General features: G+C 67.3%; 19 protein-coding genes and 3 pseudogenes. 9 read left to right on the top strand and 13 right to left on the bottom strand.

All coding sequences use genetic code 11. The features are described from left to right. Window positions 1-109 precede the first annotated feature (109 nt). Together NBE95_RS15705 and NBE95_RS15710 are read right to left on the bottom strand one after the other, a co-directional pair. Entirely contained in the window at window positions 110-799 is a 690-nt protein-coding gene (locus NBE95_RS15705; RefSeq protein ID WP_289895171.1) for a type 1 glutamine amidotransferase domain-containing protein, read from the bottom strand. Between the two features lie 158 nt (window positions 800-957). After that, window positions 958-1428, bottom strand: a complete 471-nt coding sequence (locus NBE95_RS15710) for a hypothetical protein (protein WP_289895173.1) — start codon at window positions 1426-1428, stop codon at window positions 958-960. Between the two features lie 102 nt (window positions 1429-1530). Between NBE95_RS15710 and NBE95_RS15715 the strand changes: the two genes are divergently transcribed. Then, window positions 1531-2430, top strand: a complete 900-nt coding sequence (locus tag NBE95_RS15715) for a LysR family transcriptional regulator (protein WP_289895174.1) — start codon at window positions 1531-1533, stop codon at window positions 2428-2430. Window positions 2431-2547: 117 nt separating this feature from the next. On the opposite strand, the pseudogene NBE95_RS15720 reads toward NBE95_RS15715, so the two are convergent. Then, window positions 2548-3342 (bottom strand): annotated as a pseudogene (locus NBE95_RS15720) (IS3 family transposase); the annotation flags it as partial. Here NBE95_RS15720 and NBE95_RS15725 point away from each other — a divergent pair. Together NBE95_RS15725 and NBE95_RS15730 are read left to right on the top strand one after the other, a co-directional pair. Beyond that, window positions 3340-3570 (top strand): annotated as a pseudogene (locus NBE95_RS15725) (TrbI/VirB10 family protein); the annotation flags it as partial. The pseudogenes NBE95_RS15720 and NBE95_RS15725 sit on opposite strands and share 3 nt — an antisense overlap. 3 nt (window positions 3571-3573) lie before the next feature. Continuing rightward, entirely contained in the window at window positions 3574-3789 is a 216-nt protein-coding gene (locus NBE95_RS15730) for a DUF2274 domain-containing protein (protein ID WP_289895175.1), read from the top strand. A 354-nt stretch (window positions 3790-4143) separates the two neighbouring features. On the opposite strand, the pseudogene NBE95_RS15735 reads toward NBE95_RS15730, so the two are convergent. The 3 genes and pseudogenes from NBE95_RS15735 to NBE95_RS15745 all read right to left on the bottom strand — a co-directional run. Then, window positions 4144-4344, bottom strand: a pseudogene (locus NBE95_RS15735) (Arm DNA-binding domain-containing protein); the annotation flags it as partial. A gap of 153 nt (window positions 4345-4497) precedes the next feature. Then, window positions 4498-6057, bottom strand: a complete 1560-nt coding sequence (gene guaA / locus NBE95_RS15740) for a glutamine-hydrolyzing GMP synthase (RefSeq protein ID WP_289895176.1) — start codon at window positions 6055-6057, stop codon at window positions 4498-4500. Window positions 6058-6245: 188 nt separating this feature from the next. After that, entirely contained in the window at window positions 6246-6857 is a 612-nt protein-coding gene (locus NBE95_RS15745) for a thiamine phosphate synthase (protein ID WP_289895177.1), read from the bottom strand. Between the two features lie 75 nt (window positions 6858-6932). Between NBE95_RS15745 and NBE95_RS15750 the strand changes: the two genes are divergently transcribed. From NBE95_RS15750 to NBE95_RS15760, 3 genes are read left to right on the top strand one after another with little or no spacing between them, the layout of a single operon-like run. Beyond that, complete coding sequence (locus NBE95_RS15750) at window positions 6933-7673, top strand: RNA methyltransferase (protein WP_289895178.1); 741 nt, start codon at window positions 6933-6935, stop codon at window positions 7671-7673. A gap of 55 nt (window positions 7674-7728) precedes the next feature. After that, window positions 7729-8874 carry a heme A synthase gene (gene ctaA, locus NBE95_RS15755; RefSeq protein WP_289895179.1) on the top strand — a complete coding sequence of 382 codons (1146 nt, stop codon included), beginning with the start codon at window positions 7729-7731 and terminating at the stop codon, window positions 8872-8874. Beyond that, entirely contained in the window at window positions 8871-10343 is a 1473-nt protein-coding gene (locus NBE95_RS15760; RefSeq protein WP_289895180.1) for a carboxypeptidase M32, read from the top strand. Before ctaA ends, NBE95_RS15760 begins: the two co-directional genes overlap by 4 nt. A 61-nt stretch (window positions 10344-10404) precedes the next feature. Here the strand turns inward: NBE95_RS15760 and NBE95_RS15765 are convergent, their stop codons facing one another. Genes NBE95_RS15765 through NBE95_RS15785 form a run of 5 tightly spaced genes read right to left on the bottom strand, consistent with a single transcriptional unit; the run spans window position 10405 to window position 15073 of the window. Then, window positions 10405-11763: a cytochrome P450 gene (locus NBE95_RS15765; protein ID WP_289895181.1), complete on the bottom strand. Its 1359-nt coding sequence runs from the start codon at window positions 11761-11763 to the stop codon at window positions 10405-10407. Next, window positions 11760-12959 (bottom strand): hypothetical protein, encoded by a 1200-nt coding sequence (locus tag NBE95_RS15770; RefSeq protein ID WP_289895182.1) that lies wholly within the window; start codon window positions 12957-12959, stop codon window positions 11760-11762. Before NBE95_RS15770 ends, NBE95_RS15765 begins: the two co-directional genes overlap by 4 nt. A gap of 54 nt (window positions 12960-13013) precedes the next feature. Further along, entirely contained in the window at window positions 13014-13700 is a 687-nt protein-coding gene (locus tag NBE95_RS15775; RefSeq protein ID WP_289895183.1) for a M48 family metalloprotease, read from the bottom strand. A 27-nt stretch (window positions 13701-13727) separates the two neighbouring features. Next, the gene (locus NBE95_RS15780) at window positions 13728-14909 is read right to left on the bottom strand and encodes a VWA domain-containing protein (protein ID WP_289895184.1); all 1182 of its coding nucleotides are present in this window, start codon (window positions 14907-14909) and stop codon (window positions 13728-13730) included. Beyond that, a complete protein-coding gene (locus tag NBE95_RS15785; RefSeq protein WP_289895185.1) occupies window positions 14909-15073 on the bottom strand; it encodes a hypothetical protein in 165 nt (54 codons plus the stop codon). The genes NBE95_RS15780 and NBE95_RS15785 overlap by 1 nt, the downstream gene beginning before the upstream one ends. Before the next feature lie 133 nt (window positions 15074-15206). Between NBE95_RS15785 and NBE95_RS15790 the strand changes: the two genes are divergently transcribed. Together NBE95_RS15790 and NBE95_RS15795 are read left to right on the top strand one after the other, a co-directional pair. Continuing rightward, on the top strand, window positions 15207-16331 hold the full coding sequence (locus NBE95_RS15790) for a Ppx/GppA phosphatase family protein (RefSeq protein WP_289895186.1): 1125 nt from the start codon (window positions 15207-15209) through the stop codon (window positions 16329-16331). Window position 16332: 1 nt separating this feature from the next. Further along, window positions 16333-17103: an RlmE family RNA methyltransferase gene (locus NBE95_RS15795; RefSeq protein WP_289895187.1), complete on the top strand. Its 771-nt coding sequence runs from the start codon at window positions 16333-16335 to the stop codon at window positions 17101-17103. 444 nt (window positions 17104-17547) lie between these two features. Here the strand turns inward: NBE95_RS15795 and NBE95_RS15800 are convergent, their stop codons facing one another. Together NBE95_RS15800 and miaA are read right to left on the bottom strand one after the other, a co-directional pair. Next, window positions 17548-18630 carry an AraC family transcriptional regulator gene (locus tag NBE95_RS15800; RefSeq protein ID WP_289895188.1) on the bottom strand — a complete coding sequence of 361 codons (1083 nt, stop codon included), beginning with the start codon at window positions 18628-18630 and terminating at the stop codon, window positions 17548-17550. 99 nt (window positions 18631-18729) lie between these two features. After that, the gene (gene miaA, locus NBE95_RS15805) at window positions 18730-19632 is read right to left on the bottom strand and encodes a tRNA (adenosine(37)-N6)-dimethylallyltransferase MiaA (protein ID WP_289895189.1); all 903 of its coding nucleotides are present in this window, start codon (window positions 19630-19632) and stop codon (window positions 18730-18732) included. An 85-nt stretch (window positions 19633-19717) separates the two neighbouring features. On the opposite strand from miaA, the gene pyrH reads away from it, so the two are divergent. After that, on the top strand, window positions 19718-20452 hold the full coding sequence (pyrH, locus tag NBE95_RS15810; protein WP_289895190.1) for a UMP kinase: 735 nt from the start codon (window positions 19718-19720) through the stop codon (window positions 20450-20452). Window positions 20453-20473 lie beyond the last annotated feature (21 nt).

Below are 20473 nucleotides of genomic sequence, written 5' to 3' on the forward strand. Positions count from 1 at the left end.
CTGCTTCCGAGCGCCAGCGCGGGCGGGCGCAGCCCCTTGAAAAGGCCTTGATCTGCGGAATTGGTGGACGGCTCGCACGATTTGACGATGAACGGTCATCGGGGAACGGTCATCGGGCCGCGCGCGCCACAGCGCGAAGAGCCAGGTGCGCGGCTTCCGCTGAAGACGCCGGGTTTTGTCCGGTGATCAACTGGCCGTCCCGGACGACGTGCACGTTCCAATCGTCAGCGGCGGAAAAGTCCCCGCCGATCTGCTTGAGCGCGTCCTCGACCAGGAACGGGACCACGTCGGTCAGACCGACCGCGGCCTCTTCGGAATTGGTGAAGCCAGTCACCCTCTTGCCGGAGACGAGCGGCTTCCCGTCGCGGCCCTTCACATGGCGCAGGACACCCGGCGCGTGGCAGACCAGGGCAACAGGTTTGCCCGCGCCATAAGCGCTTTCGATCAGAGTGATCGAATTGCGATCCTCGGTCAGGTCCCAGAGTGGGCCATGACCGCCGGGATAGAAGAAGATGTCAAAGTCGACCTCAGAGATTTCCGACAGTTTTGCGGTGCTTGCCAGCGCCGCCAGCGCCTCGGGATCAGCTAGGAAGCGACGTGTGTCGTCGGTCTGGAAGTCCCGCTCGTTGCTCTTCGGATCAAGCGGTGGCTGCCCGCCTTTCGGAGAGACAAGGATGATTTCCGCGCCGGCGTCCTTGAAGACGTAATAGGGCGCCGCAAGCTCTTCGAGCCAGAAGCCGGTTTTCTTGCCGGTGTTTCCGAGTTTGTCGTGCGATGTCAGTACTATGATAGCTCTCATCGGGTCATTCCTTTCTACATTGCTTGGATGTTCAGGGACGCCTCCCTCTCGCCCTGTCCGTTCCTGGTTCGGACGCAGGCGGATGTGAGTGGTACTGCGGCTCGCCATTGATGCCCGCCACGGCGCGAGGCGTGGTCAGCCGCCGGCAGCGCTATAGTTCACAGGCACCCAATCGAACTCGTTGTTGCCGGCTCGAACATGGCTGATGCCCGGGAACGGCAGGTTTGCACCGGCAACCCGGTACCGTGCTCGGCGACATGGATCAGGGCCTCGCGCCGCGTGACGGTCGCGACGGGCGAGTACACGTCGAAGTCGATGGCGGTGTTCGGCTCGTCGAACTGAACGGCGTCTCCGTGGATGATGTCGCCCCAAACGACGAACGTGTCGCCCCTGCTCTCGACGACGATCGAGCTGTGACGGGTTGTGTGAGCCGGGCGCAAGATCGAGCCGAAGCCAGGGATGGGGCTGGCATTGTCGGTGAACACGCGAAGGCGGCCAGCGGCAACATACGGCTTCAGCGACGCAACGGCCTCGTGGAACGAACGCTGTGCAGCCGCCGTATTGGGAAGGATCACCGTGGTGGCAACCGCGATGCCGAGCGATGCCAGAAGGGTTCCGATCTGTTTCATTTCAAGTTTCCGACTGGACGTGAGTTCAACGACAATCTGGGATCACGCACTGCTATCTGCTAGGGTGATTTGTTTGATTGGCCCTATCGCAAAAGGTGATGAATGGATCGTCGCGACATTGCCGACCTGCTTATCTTTCAAGCCGTTGTCGAGGCGGGCAGTTTCACCCGAGCTGCGTCACGTATGGGGCGTGCGCAATCCGGTCTCAGTCAGGCTGTCGGCGCTCTGGAGGCGCGGCTCGGGATTACCTTGCTTGCGCGGTCGACGCGTAGCGTCCGACCGACCGAGGTCGGGCAGCGCCTGCTCCAACAGGTCGCTCCCGCCCTGCGCCAGATCGAGAGCGGATTGTCGGAAATTCGCCAGGAGCGTGGCCAGCCATCAGGCACATTGCGGCTGACGGCGATGGAGTATCCGGCCCGCGCGATCCTTGTACCAGCACTGTCTCGATTCCTGGCGCGCCATCCCGGCGTAAAGGTCGACCTTCATGTCAGCGACCGGTTCACAGACGTCGTCAAGGGAGGTTTCGATGCCGGCATCCGTTTCGGCACCCATCTTGAAAAGGACATGGTCGCCGTTCCGGTCGGTCCCGACATGAAGGCGGCGATAGTCGCGGCTCCTGCCTACTATGCCCGGCGGGGTTACCCCAACCGGCTTGATGATCTTGCCGCGCACGACTGCCTTAACTACCGCACCGCCAGCCATGGCGATCTATTCCGCTGGATGTTCCACCAGAGGGAACGAACCATCGAGATTCCGGTCCAAGGGCCGGCAGACTTCAACGACGCGCCGGTTATGATCGAGGCTGCATTGGCCGGATTGGGCCTGGCGTATACCTTCGAATCGCATGTCGCCGAGCACTTGTCCTCCGGACGGCTGGAGCCATGCCTGGCTGAATTTTGTCCCATTTGGTCGGGCTACCACCTTTACTATCCGAGCAGGAGCCAGAAATCGGCGGCACTTTCGGCATTGGTGGAGCTCTTGCGGTATCGTCGCCAGCGATAGGACGTCAAAACAGAATGTCTCTTTGCAGCGCTTGTTGCGTTCCTTTCAGAAGGGAGCGGTGCGGTATCGTGTCCTAATGGTGCTGATCGGCCCCCACTGAGTGGTCCGGATGGAATGTTAGTGCCTTGACGGTCTGATCGCCAGCGCGTTCGGCGCTGCTGGTCGGGGTTGTAGGGCCGACCGCGCGGACATGGCCGGTACAAAGACTTCCGGCGCTGGCGGCTTGTATCCAAGCGATCCGTGCGGCCGCACGGTGTTGTAATGCCGCCGCCAGCTCTCGATGACGATCCTGGCTTCGGCGAGGGAGTAGAAGATTTCACCAGCGAGCAATTCGTCCCGAAGGCGGGCATTGAAGCTCTCGATGAAGCCGTTCTCCCAGGGTGATCCCGGCGTGATGTAGGCCGTTTTCGCTCCCACGGCGGCAATCCATTCCTGTACCGTTCTGGCAATGAACTCAGGTCCGTTGTCCGAGCGGATGTGGCCAGGTACGCCCCGCAGAATGAACAAATCGGAGAGAACATCGATCACGTCGATTGATTTGAGCCGCCGGTCGGTCTGGATCGCCAGACATTTATGGGTGAACTCGTCGATGATGTTGAGCATCCTGTACTTTCTGCCCTCGTGGGTGCGATCTTCGACAAAATCATAGCTCCAGACGTGGTTTGGGTATACCGCCCGCAGACGGATGCAGGAGCCATCATTCAGCCAGAGACGGCCGCGCTTGGGTTGTTGCTGCGGTACTTTCAGCCCCTCTTTCCGCCATATCCGCTCCACCCGCTTGTCGTTGACCGCCCAGCCAGCGGTGGATCGCAGAAGCTCTGCGATCTTCCGGTAGCCATAGCGGCCATAGGTGCGAGCCAGTTCGACAATGTCCGCCGTCAACCGTTCCTCGTCCCCACGCCCCATGGGAAGGCCGCCGCGCTCTCGACGCTGCTCAGCATGGGCACGGAACTCGCCACCGACGACAATGATCGCCTCATTGCCGCTATTCGCGGCGGCGCGCTGGACACCGTCAATCAGGCCGGTCAGCAGATCATCCAGCGTCAGTTGCAGGTCGCACCGACCCTGACCATCCGGCCCGGCTTTCCGGTCCGCGTCATCGTCACGCACGATCTCGTGCTCGAACCCTACAGGAGCTGATCCATGACCAAGCTGAAGCTAGAGCCCATCGCCGACGACAAACCCGTCAAGATCGCGCTGGAGATGCCGGCGGCGCTCCACCGCAATCTCATCGAATATGGCCGCCTGCTCGCCGAAGGCAGCGCGGCCATCGAGCCGGCCAAGCTGATTGTGCCGATGCTCGAACGCTTCATCGCCACCGATCGCGGGTTCGCCAAGGCCGGGCGCAAGACGGGCTAAAGCCATTAGGGGGCGGCGGCTACGCTCTCACTGCTCTCAACGCTGACCTTCGCGGGGTGCCTTCTGCGCATGGGCGCGAATACGGCACGCTATACGCCGCCGATCGCCCTCCAGAGTCCGCCATACGCCAAGGAGATCGCAGTCACGTTGCTGGCCGCCTCCCGGCAAACCCTGGACGCGGTGCTGAAGGAGCGAGGCGCGCTATGGCGACCCAGAAAGTTGGAGCGACCGACAATGAAGATATGTAGGGCCACACCACGTAGACCGCGGACGACGGGGGGCGGAAATGAGCCAATCGCCTCCACTAACCAAGCGCACCATCCGCCGGCATCAGCTCTGCGAGATCGTCCCGCTCTCCCGCGCACGCGCCAGAGACAGGTTGGCCGAGCCGTATCGGCCGAGCGTCAATGTCTCGCGGCGCCCGTTTATGCGGTAGCCGTAACGGAACACGATGGCCCCCGAGGGTTGAACGGCGACGTACATACCGTCACGGTCGGCGACCTTGTGCAATTTATCTTTTGGTTTCAGTGCCTTGATGGCGGAATCAGTCAGCATTGGACCCTCCGAAGTCGTTCAAAAAACGCTAGAGAGCCATCATTTATACCGTCAGGCCAAAACCGGCCTCCATGAGCGGCAAATTTTCCTGTGATTTCAAAGTGGTAATGGAGGGCCGCAGCGTAAAATCGGCGGCTTTTGGATAGGCCTGAATCATTCCCACTCGATCGTGCCGGGCGGCTTCGAGGTGATGTCATAGGTGCAGCGGTTGATGCCCTTAACCTCGTTGATGATCCGGGTCGCGGTCTCGCCCAGGAATTCGTGGCTGAACGGATAGTAATCCGCCGTCATCCCGTCGACCGAGGTGACGGCCCGCAGCGCGCAGGCATAGTCATAGGTACGCCCGTCGCCCATCACGCCGACGGTGCGCACCGGCAGGATGGCCACGAAGGCCTGCCAGATCTCGTCGTAAAGCCCGTGCTTGCGGATCTGGTCGATAAAGACCGCATCGGCCTTGCGCAGGATCTCGAGCTTGTCGCGGGTGATCTCGCCCGGGCAGCGGATGGCGAGGCCCGGGCCGGGGAAGGGATGACGGCCGATGAACTTCTCCGGCAGGCCCAGCTCGCGGCCCAAGGCGCGCACCTCGTCCTTGAAGAGCTCGCGCAGGGGCTCGACGAGCTTCAGCCCCATCTTCTCGGGCAGGCCGCCGACATTGTGATGGCTCTTGATGGTGACCGAGGGGCCGCCCGAAAAGCTGACCGATTCGATCACGTCCGGGTAAAGCGTGCCCTGGGCCAGGAATTCCGCACCCTCGATCCCGCTCGCATATTTCTGGAACACATCGATGAACAGCTTGCCGATGGTCTTGCGCTTGACCTCGGGGTCACCGACACCCTCCAGCGCCGACAGGAACAGCTCGCTTTCGTCGGCATGGATCAGCGGGATGTTGTAGCTGTCGCGGAACATGGTCACGACTTCCTCGGCCTCGTTCAGCCGCAGAAGCCCGTGATCGACGAAGACGCAGGTCAGCTGGTCGCCGATCGCCTCGTGGATCAGCACCGCCGCGACCGAGCTGTCGACACCGCCGGACAGGCCGCAGATCACGCGCTTGTCGCCCACCTGCTCGCGGATCTTGCGGATCGCCTCCTGACGATAGGAGGCCATGGTCCAATCGCCGGCAAAACCTGCCATACGGACGAAATTCTCCAGCATCCGGCGGCCGTTCGGGGTGTGATGCACCTCGGGATGGAACTGCACGGCGAAAAACTTGCGGGCCTCGTCGGCGATCATGGCGTAAGGGGCGTTGGGCGAGGTGCCGATGACCTCGAAACCGGGCGCGAGTTGCGTCACCCGGTCGCCATGGCTCATCCAGACCTCCTCGCGGCCGGTGTCGAACAGGCCGGCGAAGATGCCGTCGCCCTTGTGACCCTCGGCCGGCGCGATGAAGGCGCGGCCATATTCGGCGTGATGGCCCGATTCGACGCGGCCGCCCAGTTGCTCCATCATCACCTGCTGGCCGTAGCAGATGCCGAAGATCGGCACCCGCAGCTCGAACAGGCTCTGCGGCGCGCGCGGCGAATCCGCCTCGGTGACCGAGGCGGGTCCGCCCGACAGGATCACGGCCTGCGGCGCGAAGTCTTTCAGGAAGGCGTCGTCGACCGCGTTGAACGGGTGGATTTCGCAATAGACGTTCAACTCGCGCAGGCGCCGCGCAATCAGCTGCGTGACCTGGGAGCCGAAATCGATGATGAGAAGGCGCTGATGCTGGGTCATGGCAAGGCTTTAGGCTGCGGCATGGCGCTGCGCAAGGGGCAGGCGGGGCGAGGATGGCGCGGTCGCATGGGTATTTGGACAACGAAGAAGATGCGGACCCCGGCAGAGCTGAAGCGAGGAAGGCGAGGGGAGGCTCCTCGCGGCTTCTTCGTTGCCCAAATACCCACCCGGCGGTGCCGCCAGGCGGGTCAACGCCAGAGAATGCCCAAGGCTTCGGCCGGGTCCGGTTCCGACCAGATCTCCGCCCCCAGCGCGATGAAATCGGTGATCGGTGCCAGCTGCCCGATCAGCGCCGGGGTCAGGGCGCCCTCGGCGACCACCGGGATCTCGATCACCTCGGACCACCACTGGAACAGCTCCAGGGGGGCCGTCTCGCCCTGGCCGAGCGCGGAGGCGCCGCAGGGTCCGAAGCCGACGTAATCTGCGCCGGCCTCGGCCGCGTTCATGCCGTCATGGCGCGAGGTGCCGCAGAAGGCGCCGACGATGGCGTCCTGGCCCAGTTCCTTGCGGGCATGGCGCACGCCCCGGGCGCCGTTGCTCAGATGCACCCCGTCCAGCCCGTGGCGCTGCGCCAGCTGCACATGGTCCTCGATCACCACCGCCACGTCGCGGGCATGGGCGATCTCGCGCGCGAGATCGGCGATGCGGCCCAACTCCTCCTCGGTGCCGGCGCCGGGGATACGCAGGCAGGCGATGGGAAAGCGGTCCATGACCTCGGCCAGCATCGGCCCCAGTGTCGAGGCGGCCGCGCCGACCGGGGTGATCAGGTAGAGTTGCGGCGTATTGGGCTGGTCTGTCATGGCGCTGTCATTCCTCGTGTTCCGTCTGCAGATAGCGCAGCGCCGCGCGCCTTGCCAGTAGGTCTGCGGAAGGTTATGGCCGCGCGCATGGAACCCGCGATCATTCTTGTCCGCCCGCAGATGGGCGAAAACATCGGCGCAGCCGCGCGCGCCATGCTGAATTTCGGCCTGTCCGACATGCGGCTGGTGGCGCCCCGCGACGGCTGGCCCAATCCCCGGGCCGTGGCCATGGCCTCGGGCGCGGCCGGTCGGGTTCTGGATCGGGCGCAGGTTTTCGCGACCCTGGCCGAGGCGATGGCGGATGTCGATCACGCCTATGCCACCACCGCGCGGGGGCGTGAGCTGACCAAGCCGGTCCTGACCCCGGCGACGGCCATGGCCGATGCGCGCGAGCGGGTGGCGCAGGGCGGCCGGGTCGCGGTGATCTTCGGCCCCGAGCGCGCGGGCCTGGAAAACGACGATGTGGCGCGCGCCAACGCCATCATCACGGTGCCGGTCAATCCCGACTTCCCCTCGCTGAACCTGGCGCAGGCGGTGCTGCTGACCGGCTATGAATGGGCGCGGGACAACCTGCCGGCCCAGCCTGCCCCGCAGGGCCGCCGTCCCGATGGCGAGGCGCCCGCGACGCGGCTCGAGATCGAGCGTCTCGCCGATCACTGGGAGGAGCGGCTGGCCGAGGCGGGCTTCTTCTTTCCGCCCGAGAAGGCGCCGGCGATGCAGCTCACGCTGCGCAACCTGTGGTCGCGGCTGCCGCTGACCCGCGCCGACACGCGCATCTTCCACGGCATGTTGCGGCAATTGATCCGCCGCGGTTGATTGATTTCCGGGCGCGCGCGGGCCAAGGTCGCGCCCGATCGAGAAGGAAGCTGACATGGCAAGACGTCCCGTCTTTCAGGAAGTCACCGAGACGCCGCCGCAGGGCACCCCGCCCGCCGGCGGCATGATCGACGCCGGCAACAAGGGCGCGCGCGGTGCGATCCGTCTTTGGTTGATCCTGCTGTTTGTCATGGTCGCGGCGATGATCGCGCTTGGCGGTGCGACCCGGCTGACCGGATCGGGCCTGTCGATCACCGAATGGAAGCCGGTGACCGGGACGATCCCGCCGCTGGACCAGGCCGCCTGGCAGGCCGAGTTCGACAAGTACCGGCAGATCCCGCAGTTCCAGCTGGTCAATTCCGACATGGACCTGGCGAACTTCAAGCGCATCTACTGGTGGGAATGGTCGCACCGGCTGCTTGGGCGGCTGATCGGCGCGGTCTGGGCGCTGGGTTTTCTGTTTTTCCTGGCAACCAAGCGCATCCCCGCGGGCTGGACGCCGCGGCTGCTGGCGCTGGGGGTGCTCGGCGGCGCCCAGGGCGCCATCGGCTGGTGGATGGTGCATTCGGGACTGTCGGGCGAGATGGTGCGGGTGGCCTCCTATCGGCTGGCCACGCATCTGGGGCTGGCCTTCGCCATCCTGGGCCTGATCGCCTGGTATGCCTCGGCGCTGTCGCGCTCGGAGGCGGCGCTGCTGCGTGCCCGGCGGGCGGGTGAGGCGAAGCTTTTCTCGATGACCACCGGGCTGATGCATCTGGCCTTCCTGCAGATCCTGCTGGGTGCGCTGGTCGCGGGGATCGACGCCGGCCGCATGTATACCGGCTGGCCGACCATGGGCGGCGAATGGATTCCCGCGGCGATCTGGGACGCGGCGCTGGGTTGGCGCAATTTCTTCGAAAACCCGGCGCTGGTGCAGTTCATCCACCGCATGACCGGCTATCTGCTGGCGATGTTCGCCGTGGTGGTGTTCCTGCGCGCCCGGCGCTCGCCGCATCCGGTGACGCGCGGCGCCTATGTCGCGATGCTGGTCGCCCTGGCCGTGCAGGTGCTTCTGGGCATCATGAACGTGCTGCACGCCTCGCCGCTGCCTTTGGCACTGGCGCATCAGATCGGTGCCGTGGCACTGTTCACCCTGATCCTGCGCGCGCGTCACCATGCGCGCTATCCTTATGAAACCTCGGTCCGGGGGACTGTCCGATGAGCGCCTTCGACGAACTTCTTGCCTTCCAGCGCCAGACCGAGGCGCTGTCTTCGGTCGCCGAACGTCTCGGCTGGGATCAGGAAACCGTGATGCCGCGCGGCGCGACCGAGCAGCGCGCCGAGGAAATGGCGGCGATGGAAGCGGTGCTGCACGAGCGGCGCACCGATCCGCGGCTGGGCGAATGGCTGGACCGGGCCGAGCCCGAGGATGCCGAGGATGCCCGCATCATCGAGTTGATCGCGCGCGATCATCGCCGCGCCTCGCGCATCCCGGCCCGGCTGGCCACGGAACTGGCGCGGCAGACCTCGCTGGCGCAGGGCATCTGGGCCGAGGCCCGGGCCAAGGACGCGCCCGGGGATTTCCTGCCGGTGCTGAACGACATCCTGATGCTCAAGCGCGAGGAAGCCTCGGCGCTGGCCGATGGCGGCGATCTCTATGACGCGCTGCTGGACGATTACGAGCCCGGCACCACCCAGGCCGAGATCGCGGCGCTGTTCGACGCCATGCGGCCGCGACTGGTGGCCCTGCGCGAGGACGTGCTGGGCGCCGCATTCCAGCCGCAGCCGCTGACCGGGCATTTCCCGCAGGAGACGCAGCTGCGCCTGGCGCGGACCTGCGCCACGGCCTTCGGCTATGACTGGACGCGCGGCCGCATGGACATCGCCGTGCACCCGTTCAGCTCGGGGCGTTGGCAGGACAGCCGCATCACCACCCGCGTGGTCGAGACCGACCCGTTCAACTGCCTGTATTCGACCGTCCACGAGGTCGGTCATTCCAGCTATGAGCAGGGTATCGACAGCGATTATGCCTTCACGCCGTTGGGCCGCGGCGTTTCGATGGGCGCGCATGAAAGCCAGAGCCGCATCTACGAGAACCAGCTCGGCCGCGGTCGAGCCTTTACCGGCTGGCTCTACCAGCGCATGTCGGATGCCTTCGGCGGGCTGTCGGTCCCCGATGCCGATGCCTTCTACGCCACCGCGAACCGCGTGACCCCGGGCTTCATCCGCACCGAGGCCGACGAGGTGCAATACAACCTGCACATCATGCTGCGCTTCGATCTGGAGCGCGACCTGATCGCTGGAAGGCTGGATGTCGAGGATCTGGTCGAGGCCTGGAACGCGCGTTTCCTGCGCGATTTCGGGGTGGCGGTGGACCGTCCGGCCAATGGCGTCCTGCAGGACGTGCATTGGGCGGTGGGACTGTTCGGCTATTTCCCCACCTATGCGTTGGGCAATGTCTATGCCGGTTGCCTGCATGCCGCCTTGCGCGCCGCGGTCCCGGATCTGGACGAGGCGCTGGCGCGGGGCGAGGCCGACCCGGCGGTGGAATGGCTGCGCGAGAACATGCAGCGCCATGGCGGGCTCTACGCGCCGCGCGCGCTGATCGAGCGCGCCACCGGCGCCGATGTCAGCGAGAAGCCGCTGCTCGACTACCTGGAAGAGAAATTCTCGGCCATCTACCGGCTTTGATGCCGGGCGTGGGCATTGGGGCAACGAAGAAGCCGGGACTGTTTCTGGACTTCTTCGTTGTCTAAATACCCATCTGCCTTGGCAGCAATCGCAGGCGGATGCCGTTCTTGCCCCGCAGGGTCAGCCGCATGATCGGCACGGGGCGTTCGGCGCCGGGGGCCAGACGATAGGCGCGGACCAGGGCCGACAGGATGAGCGGTCCCTCGATCATGGCGAAGCCGGCGCCGGGGCAGGCGCGCGGACCGGCCGAGAAGGGGATGAAGGCGTCGCGCTGGCAGGCCTTGCCGTTCCCGGTCTCCCAGCGCGCCGGGTCGAATGCGTCGGGATTCTCCCACAGCCGCTCGTGACGGTGCAGGTGCCAGGGCGACAGAACCAGCTGCGCGCCCCGGGGGGCCTTGCGGCCACGCAGGGACTCGGCCCGGCGGCATTGTCGCACGGTCATGGCGACGGGCGGATAAAGCCGCAGCGCCTCGCGGAACACGGCGCGGGCCAGCGGCAGGGTGCGGATCGCGGCGAAATCCGGGGCGAGGTTCCGGCGAGCCTCCTCGGCCAGCCGGTCCTGCCATTCCGGGCTTTCCGCCAGCAGGTAGAGCGCCCAGGCCAGGGCCGAGGCGCCGGTCTCGTGTCCGGCCAGGAAGAAGGTCGCGACCTCGTCGATCATCTCGGTTTCGCTGAACCGCCGGCCGGTTTGCGGATCGGGGGTGGTCATGATCTTGGTGGCGAGGTCGGGCGGTGCGGTGCCGGCCTGGATCTCGGCGGCGCGGGTCGCAACCAGCTGGCGGATCAGGCCGCGGATGCGCCGCGCCGTTTCGCGCACCTGGCGGGTGTGCAGCCGCGCCCAGCGGGGCAGCGCCATCAGCCCGCCCAGATTCACCATCGGCTGCGCGTCCTGGTGTTCGCGGAAGGCCTGAAACACCTGGGCGGCGGTCGCGTCCTCGATCGGGATCGAGAACAGGGTGCGAAAGATCACATCGGCGGCGGCATGGCTGGTCTGCGGCTCGATGTCGATCTCGGCCCCGTCGGCCAGCGGCGCCAGCCGGGCGACGCCGGCCTGCGCCGCGTCCCACATGGCCGGGAAGGCCTCGCGCAGCCGGCCGCCCTCGAAGGCGGGGTCGATGATGCGGCGCTGGTGCAGCCAGGTCTCGCCGTTCGAGATGAAGCTGGAATTGCCGAGCAGCGGTTGCAGCCCCGCCGCCATGCGCGGCGATTTCGGGAAATCCATCGGCCGCTTCTTCAGAATCAGTTCCACCAGCGCCGGGTCGTTGCAGGTGAAGCTGTGGATGAAGGGGCCGCGGAACTCGGCCATCCAGGCGCGATAGAGCCGGTCGGATTGCGCCGACAGGATGTCGCGGCGGAAATCGCGGATGAAGCGCCAGACCGAACCGCGCCCCTGCCGGGCCGGGGGCTTGGGCGGGATCATGTCGCGGTCCAGCGGTTCACGGCGCGCGCGATCCGGCCCGGCGAATGCCCGCGCCCGGCGAAGCGCCGGCCCAGCGTCAAGGGCCCGGCGGTGATGGCGAAGTAATCATAGTCGCCCGGCCGGTCGAAGGCGCAGAGATACTGGAAATGCAGCCGGAACCAGCGCCCGCGCAATTCGCGCCGCTTCGCGGGCGACAGCGTCTGCGTGAAGGCGGCAGAAAGCACCAGCGGATGCCGGCGGCCGGGCGGTTCGGCGCCAGAGACCGCGACCGGATCGCACAGGCCGAATGAGCAGGCATCGCCCGGCGCGGTGACGTCCACCCAGTCCAGTTCGTCGCGCGCCGCCAGATAGCGCAGGTCGGCCCGCAGCCGGTTCGCGCCCGGCAGGAACGACGCCATCGGCACGACATGGCCCAGCGACAGGTAGGAGAGGCGCGGGCCCCCGGCCGGCACCCGGCCCGAGCGGATCAGATCGGCCAGCACCGAGACGCCCAGATAGGCGCCCGAACTGTGGCCGACCACCAGCACCTCGTCCCAATCGCCTGTCAGCACCTCGGCGATGCGGTCGGCGAACTGCACCAGCCGCGCCTCGAGCGCCGGGGGATAGGCGCCGAGGTTCCGGGCGGTGAAGGCATAGTCATGCATCAGGTACCAGGCGAAGATCTTGCCGTCGATGCGCCGCCACAGATGCAGCCCGGTCCAGGTCAGTCCCAGCATCACCGGCAGGCCCAGCCACCAGCCGAGTCCGGTCAGCCGCCCCAGCGCCCAGCCGAGAAGCGCCGCGGCCAGCGCCGCGGCCAGCAGTTGCGCCAGAAGCACCACCACCGGGTAAAGCGCCGCGATCACCGGGCCGCGGCGCAGCCGCATCAGCCGGAACAGCGCGCCCGAGCCGATATAGGCCCAGGCGGTGCGGACAAGCTGGCCATAGGTCGCTAGAATGCCCTGGCCCATCGAGCCCTGCACGATGTCGGCCCAGACCAGCACCTCGATCTCGGTCTCGGCGCGCCGGCCGTCGAAATCGCCGGCGACGCCCCAGCCGAAGCCGTTGCGGTCGCGGCGCGGGCCGAAGCTCAGCCCGTAGCCCGAAATGCGCGCCTGCTCGGCGCCCTCGCGCTTGTAAAGCTCGCGGTAACGGCGCGGCGGGATCGGGTCATAGCCGGGAAGGTAGAGGACGCGGCGGCGAAAGGGGCGGGTCATGTCACGGCGGTTGTTTTGCTGCCGCAGCATAACCCATCCGGGCGAGGGGACAAGTCAGGCCACGCGCCAGCGCGCCTCGAGCTTTTCGATGGCGGCGATGCGTGCCGCGGCCGGCGGGTGCGAAAGCAGCCAGGCCGGTGCGCCGGTCCCGGCCGCGCCCGCCAGCCGGTCGAGCTTGCGGAACAGGCTTTTCTGCGGCTCGGTGCCCAGCCCGGCCTTGACCATCAGGGCGCTGGCGAAGGCGTCGGCCTCGAACTCGTCCTGCCGCGACAGCCGGGCGGCGATGGCGCTGGCGGCGATATTGGCAATCCAGACGCCGATCCCGGGCAGGAAGCGGCCGAGCACCCCGGCCAGCACCATGCGCACCACGTTCTGGCCGGCGAAATCCACCATGCGGCGGCGGGTATGGCCATGGGCGACATGGCCCAGCTCATGCGCGATGACCGAAGCCAGCTCGGCCTCGGTCACCTCGCCGCGGTCCAGCCGGTCGAGGAAGCCGCGGGTCAGGAAGATGCGGCCGTCGGGCGCGGCCAGACCGTTGACGGGCGCCACCTCGTAGACATGCGCCCGGATCGGCGGCAGATCCATGGCCCGGCCCAGCCGCTCCAGCATCGGCGTAAGCCGGGGATGGCGCAGCGGCGTGGACCTGGCGTTCAGCTCGGCCCGCAGCCGCCATGCGGAAAAGAACCACATCGCGGCGGCATAGAGCAGGATCAGCAGGATCGGGGTCAGCTTCAGCATGACCGCAATATGGGGGATGCGGCGGGGTCAGCCAAGAAGGCGCATGGCCTGGGTCAGCCCCTCCAGCGTCAGGGGCTGCATGCGGTCCTCGAAGATCTCGCGGATCATGGCGATGGACCGGGTATGGCCCCAATGCGCGCGCGGCACCGGGTTCAGCCAGACATGATCCGGCCAGGTCTCGCGCAGGCGCTGGAGCCAGATCTCGCCCGATTCGGGATTCCAGTGTTCGTTGGCGCCGCCGGGCACCGCGATCTCATAGGGCGACATCGAGGCGTCGCCGACGAAGATCGCCTTGTAGTCGCGGCCGAAGCGGTTCAGCACCTCCCAGGTCGGCGTGGTCTCGGTCCAGCGGCGGCGGTTGTCCTTCCACAGCGCCTCATAGACGCAGTTGTGGAAATAGAAATGCTCCAGGTGCTTGAACTCGGCGCGGGCGGCCGAGAACAGCTCGTCCACCAGCCGGGAATGGTCGTCCATGCTGCCGCCGGCATCGAGGAACAGCAGCACCTTGACGGCATTGTGCCGTTCGGGCCGGGTCTGCACGTCGATATAGCCGTGCTCGGCGCTGGCGCGGATGGTGCCGGGCAGGTCCAGCTCCTCCAGCGCGCCATGCCGGGCCCATTGCCGCAGCCGCTTCAGCGCCACCTTGATGTTGCGGGTGCCAAGCTCGACCGAATCGTCGAAATCGCGGAACTCGCGCTTGTCCCAGACCTTGGCGGCGCGGCGGTGGCGGCTTTCGGCTTGCCCGATCCGCACGCCCTCGGGGTTGTAGCCATAGGCGCCGAAGGGCGAGGTGCCGGCGGTGCCGATCCACTTGTTGCCGCCCTGGTGCCGGCCCTGCTGCTCGGCCAGCCGCTCGCGCAACCGCTTCATCAGCTCCTCGAAACTGCCGGCGCCTTCGACCGCGGCGCGTTCCTCGGGGGTCAGCAGCTTTTCGGCCAGCTTTTCCAGCCAGTCGCGCGGGATCGAGACCTCGTTCACCAGCGCCTCGATGGGGATCTGGTCGAGGCCCGAGAAGGCTTCGGAGAAGGCGCGGTCGAATCGGTCGATATGCGCCTCGTTCTTGACCAGGGTGGCGCGGGCGAGGTGATAGAAGCCCTCGGGCGTCCAGTCCGACAGCCCGGCCTGCAGCCCCGCCAGCAGGTCCAGATATTCCCGCAGGCTGGCCGGCACCCCATGCCTGCGCAGGCTGTCGAGGAAGGGCCGGAACATCAGCCCATCCGGGTCAGGAATATGGTCAGGAACAGGCCCAGCACGGTCAGCGCCAAGGCATGGGCGGCGGCATATTGCAGCTTGTCGGCGCGGTTGCCGCCGGCTTTCGCGGCGCGCATCCAGCCGATCGCTGCGCCAAGAAGGAATGCGGCGATCACGATCATGGCTCGGGCATAGCCCGGCCCTGCGCGGCTGTCGAGGGGCAGGGCCCGGCAAGCCCCGGCTTTCGCGCGCCCCCTTGAAGGCATGGCGGGCGCGGGTTACGTTCGGAGCAACTTGTTATCGGAGGGCGTGACCATGGCGCCCAGGCGTCCTGCGGGTGCGGACGCGTTCCCGAGAAAAACGGTCGAGCCTTTCGTCACCCGCCCGGCCGAGGACGGGCCGCTCTATGCGGCTTTGGATCTTGGCACCAACAGCTGCCGGATGCTGATTGCCCGTCCCGCGGGCAGTCAGTTCCAGGTGGTGGACAGTTTCTCGAAGCCGGTCCAGCTGGGACACGGGCTCGAGGCATCAGGCAGGCTGTCGCGCCCCTCGATGGCGCGGACGGTGCATGCCTTGCAGGTGTGCCGGCGCAAGCTCGAGGCGCACAAGGTCACGCGCATGCGTCTGGTCGCGACCGAGGCCTGCCGGCGGGCGCGGAACAGCCGCGACTTCCTGCGCATGATCCGGCGCGAGACCGGCCTGCCGGTCGAGATCATCGACGCCGAGGAGGAGGCGCGGCTGGCGGTCATCTCCTGCGCGCCGCTGGTCAGCCAGCGCACCGAGCAGCTTCTGGTGGTCGATATCGGCGGCGGCTCGACCGAGCTGGTCTGGATCGACCTGGAGGATGTCGACCCCGCCGAGCGGTCGCGCGCCATCATGCGGCTGGCCGACGGGTTCGGCGATGCCCGGCCGGGCGGCGCGCGGGTGGTCGACTGGATCAGCGTGCCGCTGGGCGTCGCGACGCTGCGCGACCAGTTCGAGGATGTCGAGGACGATCAGGGCCGTTTCGCGCTGATGTCCTGGCATTTCGAGGAAATGCTGTCGGATTTCGCGCCCTATTCGCTGACTCATGATTTCGCCGAGAATTTCCAGGTCATCGGCACCTCGGGCACGGTGACGACGGTGGCGGCCAGCCATCTTGGCCTGCGCCGCTATGACCGGACCAAGGTGGACGGGCTGACCATGACCTCGGGGCAGATCGACCGGGTGATCCGCGACTATCTGTCGCTGGGCCCCGAGGGGCGGCGGGCCGATCCGCGCATCGGCCGCGAGCGCCATGCGCTGATCATGTCGGGCGCCGCGATCCTGCAGACGCTGATGCGGGTCTGGCCGACGACGCGGCTGTCCGTCGCGGATCGCGGCCTGCGCGAGGGGCTGCTTTACGCGCAGATGGTCAAGGACGGGGTCTTGGCCCCGGATGGTATGAACGGGGTGGCATGAGATGAGCGAAGGCAAGAAGCCGGGCGAGGGGCGTAAAAGCTCGGGCCGCGGCCAGCGCGACCTGCGGGTGCGGGTGAAATCGGCCAAGGGTCGCAAGCTGTCGAGCACGCTCTGGCTCGAGCGGCAGCTGAACGACCCCTATGTCGCGCGGGCCAAGCGCGAGGGTTATCGCGGCCGCGCCGCCTTCAAGATCCTGGAACTGGACGACAAGTATCGTTTCCTGGTGCCGGGCGCGCGGGTGGTCGATCTGGGCTGCGCCCCCGGCGGCTGGTGCCAGGTGGCGGTCGCGCGCGTCAACGCGCTTGGCGAGAAGTCCGGCAAGAAGGTCGGTCGGGTGCTGGGGGTGGATCTGCAGGAGGTCGATCCCATCGCCGGGGCCGAGATCCATCAGCTCGATTTCCTGTCGGAAGGGGCGGACGCGCAGGTCAAGGCCTGGCTGGGCGGGCGTGCCGACGTGGTGATGTCGGACATGGCGGCGGCCTCGTCGGGGCACAAGGGCACCGATCACCTGCGCATCGTGGCGCTGGTCGAGGCGGCGGCGCAGCTGGCCTTCGACGTGCTGGAGCCGGGCGGCACCTTCGTCGCCAAGGTGCTGGCGGGGGGCGCGGAAAACGAGATGCAGGCCATGCTCAAGCGCAATTTCCGCAAGGTGGCGAATGTGAAGCCGCCGGCCAGCCGATCGGATTCCTCCGAGAAATTCGTGGTGGCGCAGGGATATCGCGGCCGGGAGGACGAAGCCGACGCAGAGGAGGCGCCGGCCGATCCGGCCTGAGGCGGCCGCGCCGCGCCAAGCGAGTCGTGGTGGCACCGGATGCGGGAGAAGGGGGCCGCTGGATAGGGCGCTGCCTTGGGCGCCGGGGCCGGGCGTCCGGTCCGAGACTGCGTTGCAGGACTCGTGTCGCGGCTGCTCCGCAACGGGTCGACGCGTCAGGCCATCCGTCCTGGAGGCCGCGGCGGGGTTGACCGTTCCGGCGGCCGGACAGCGGGCGGTCGCGGGCATCGCCGGGGTGCGGTGAAGGCGCGGAGAACCTTGGCCGGGCAGGCCGGTCGGACCGGCCCCATCCCTTTGCGGTCCCGGCTGTTGCGGTGCGGCTTCTGGTGCGAAAAGCTCTCTGGCGAGCTGGACTTGCAGCCCTTCCCACGTTGCGTGTCGGGAATGCGGAGGTGGTGCGGCGGCTCGGGACAGCGGGCGCGCGGTTCTGGGCGCTCGGCCCGATCAGCCGTGATCGGGGCCGCCGCCGCCGCGGGCATTCCGCAACAGCGCACGATAGGCTTCGGGCGTGCGGCCGGTTGCGGCCTGGAAGGCCCGCATGAAATGGCCCAGCCCGGCATAGCCCAGTTCCTCGGCGATCTCGGGGATCGGCCTGGCGCTGTCGCGCAGCGCCTCGGTCGCCGATTGCAGCCGCAGGTCATAGAGCAGGTCCAGCGCGCCGCGCCCCCGGCTCTGACGGCAGGCGCGGTCCAGATGCGCCTGTGTGCAGCCCAGCCGGCGGGCCATTTCTGCCAGGGTCTGGCTGCGCTCGAGTTCCCGCCCGGCGAGGTCCAGGAAGCGCTCGGCCAGCGATCGCGCCCCGGCCGTATCGTCCTCGGCCTGCCGGGACGGGCCCGGCCGGTCCTGAAGCCGGGACAGCGCCACCGCGATCAGGCCCAACTGATGGCGCGTCGCCGCGTCGCCGCCGGGATGGCGCGCCGCCCCTTCGGCCAGGGCGAGGATGGCGGGGTCCAGAAGCCCGGCATCCTCGAGCGCCGGCAAGCCGCAGCGGAAACCTCGCGGCAGCGGCTGGTCGCGGAACCAGTCGGGTGGAATCAGCAGTGCCTGGCCCGCGACATCGGCCGGCGGTTTCAGCGAAAAGGCGGTGCCGGCGGGAATGAAGGCGAGGCGCCCGGCGCTGACCAGATGATTGTGGCGCGGGAACTGCACCGTGACCATGCCCGAGCCGGGTCGAATCAGCACGTGGTCGCCGCGGACGCGCGGCGCGGCCGGCGCGGTCAGGCCGCGCGTGGCGCCGCCCCAATGGAAGCCGGAAAGCGGGATCAGCCGCAGGCCGTCGCCGGGCCGCCCGCGGGGCAGGGCGGCCGGAGCCGGCCGGAACCGCCCGGCCGCACCTGCGACGGTCGGAGCCGGAGCCGGCGGTTTCTGGGCCTGGGCGTTTCCCGGCCGCCGGGAGGATTCCCGCTGCAACCGCGGGTCCTGCTCGGCCGGTTCCATGATCCCCGGCGCGGTGATGCCGGCTGCCCGCAACCGGACCAGCGCGGGATCGGAATCGGTGCTGTCGAAGGCGCGAAAGGCATTGTTCATAAGGGCGCGGCTTTCAGCAAATCCATAAACACAACCTAGACTCCCAACGGGAGTTCCCGAAGGGTTTACACAGCTTATGGTTGCCGAAAGTTTAATATGTCACTTTTGTGTGACGGCTTGATGATCGACCTCGATCCAACGCCAGTCGCGCATCCGGTTGCGAAAGAAGCTGCGCTGCGCCTTGGCATATTGCCGGGTGGCGATGATCGCCCGTTCGACGGCGTCGTCGAGGCCGAGCGCGCCTTGCAGATGCGCCACCAGCTCGGGCGCGCCAATCGCCTTGGCCCAGAGCGCATCGGGATTCCAAGACGGCAGCATCGCCCGCACCTCGTCCAGCGCACCCTGGTCCAGCATCAGGCGAAAGCGCCGGGCGATGCGCTCGGCCAGCCAGTCGCGGTCGGATTGCAGCACCAGCAGATGCGCGGTCTCGGGCGCGATCAGCGGCGCCGGCGTCTCGGCCTGCCATGCGGCGATGCCGCGGCCGGTGGTCTTGAGCACCTCCCAGGCGCGCTGCACGCGCACCGGGTTCATCAGGTCGATGCGCGAGCGGCTCAGCGAATCGAGCCCGGCGATCATCTGCGCCAGCCCGCCGGGCTCGCGCAGAAGCGCATCGGCCCGGGCGCGGATCTCGGGCGGCGTGGGCGGGATCACCGCCAGCCCGCGGGTCAGCGCGTTCAGATAAAGGCCGGTGCCGCCGACCACGATCAGCCGGCCCCGCAATGCCGCGACCTCGGCCAGCCATTCGCCCACGGAATAGAGCCGCCCGGGCGCCACATGGCCGTAAAGCGCGTGAGGCGCGCGGGCCTCGTCCTCGACCGTCGGCCGGGCGGTCAGCACCCGCCAGCAGGACCAGACCTGCAGCGCATCGGCATTGACGATGGTGCCGCCCTGCGCCTCGGCGATCCGCAGCGCCAGGGCGGATTTGCCGCTGGCGGTGGGCCCGGCGATCAGCACATGGCGGTCGGAATCGAGCCCGGCCGGAAGGTCGTGACGCGGGGTCATGGCGACTTGGGAAGGCGGCAGTTGAACATGGTCCCTGTTTGCGACATTTTGCCCGGCAATGAAACAGCCGCGAAAAGGTGAACCCATGTCGGAAAGCGCGTCCAAGATCCCCGGAAAATACTCGCGCGTGATGCTGAAGATTTCGGGGGAGGCGCTGATGGGGGACCAAGGCTACGGCCTGCACCCACCGACCGTCGCCCGCATCGCGCAGGAGGTCAAATCCGTCCATGACATGGGGGTCGAGATCTGCATGGTCATCGGCGGCGGCAATATCTTCCGCGGCTTGCAGGGCAGCGCCCAGGGCATGGAGCGTGCGACCGCCGACTACATGGGGATGCTGGCCACGGTGATGAATGCGCTGGCCATGCAGGCGGCGCTGGAGGCGCTGAAGATCCACACCCGGGTGATCTCGGCCATCCGCATGGACGAGGTGGCCGAACCCTATATCCGCCGCCGCGCCGTCCGCCACCTGGAAAAGAAGCGCGTCTGCATCTTCGCCGCCGGCACCGGCAACCCCTATTTCACCACCGACACCGCCGCCACGCTGCGCGCCAACGAGATGAATTGCGAGGCGATCTTCAAGGGCACCAAGGTCGACGGCGTCTATGACAAGGATCCGAACAAGTTCGCGGATGCCAAGCGCTACGACGCCGTGACCTATGACGAGGTGCTGCAGAAGCATCTGGGGGTGATGGACGCCTCGGCCATCGCGCTGGCGCGCGACAACGATCTGCCGATCATCGTCTTCTCGCTGGACGAGCCGGGCGGTTTCCGGGGGATTCTGGCCGGCAGCGGCACTTATACGCGCGTCCATGGGTAAAATGCCCGTATAGCCTTTGCC

It is taken from the genome of Paracoccus sp. TOH (assembly GCF_030388245.1).
Lineage (GTDB): Bacteria > Pseudomonadota > Alphaproteobacteria > Rhodobacterales > Rhodobacteraceae > Paracoccus > Paracoccus simplex.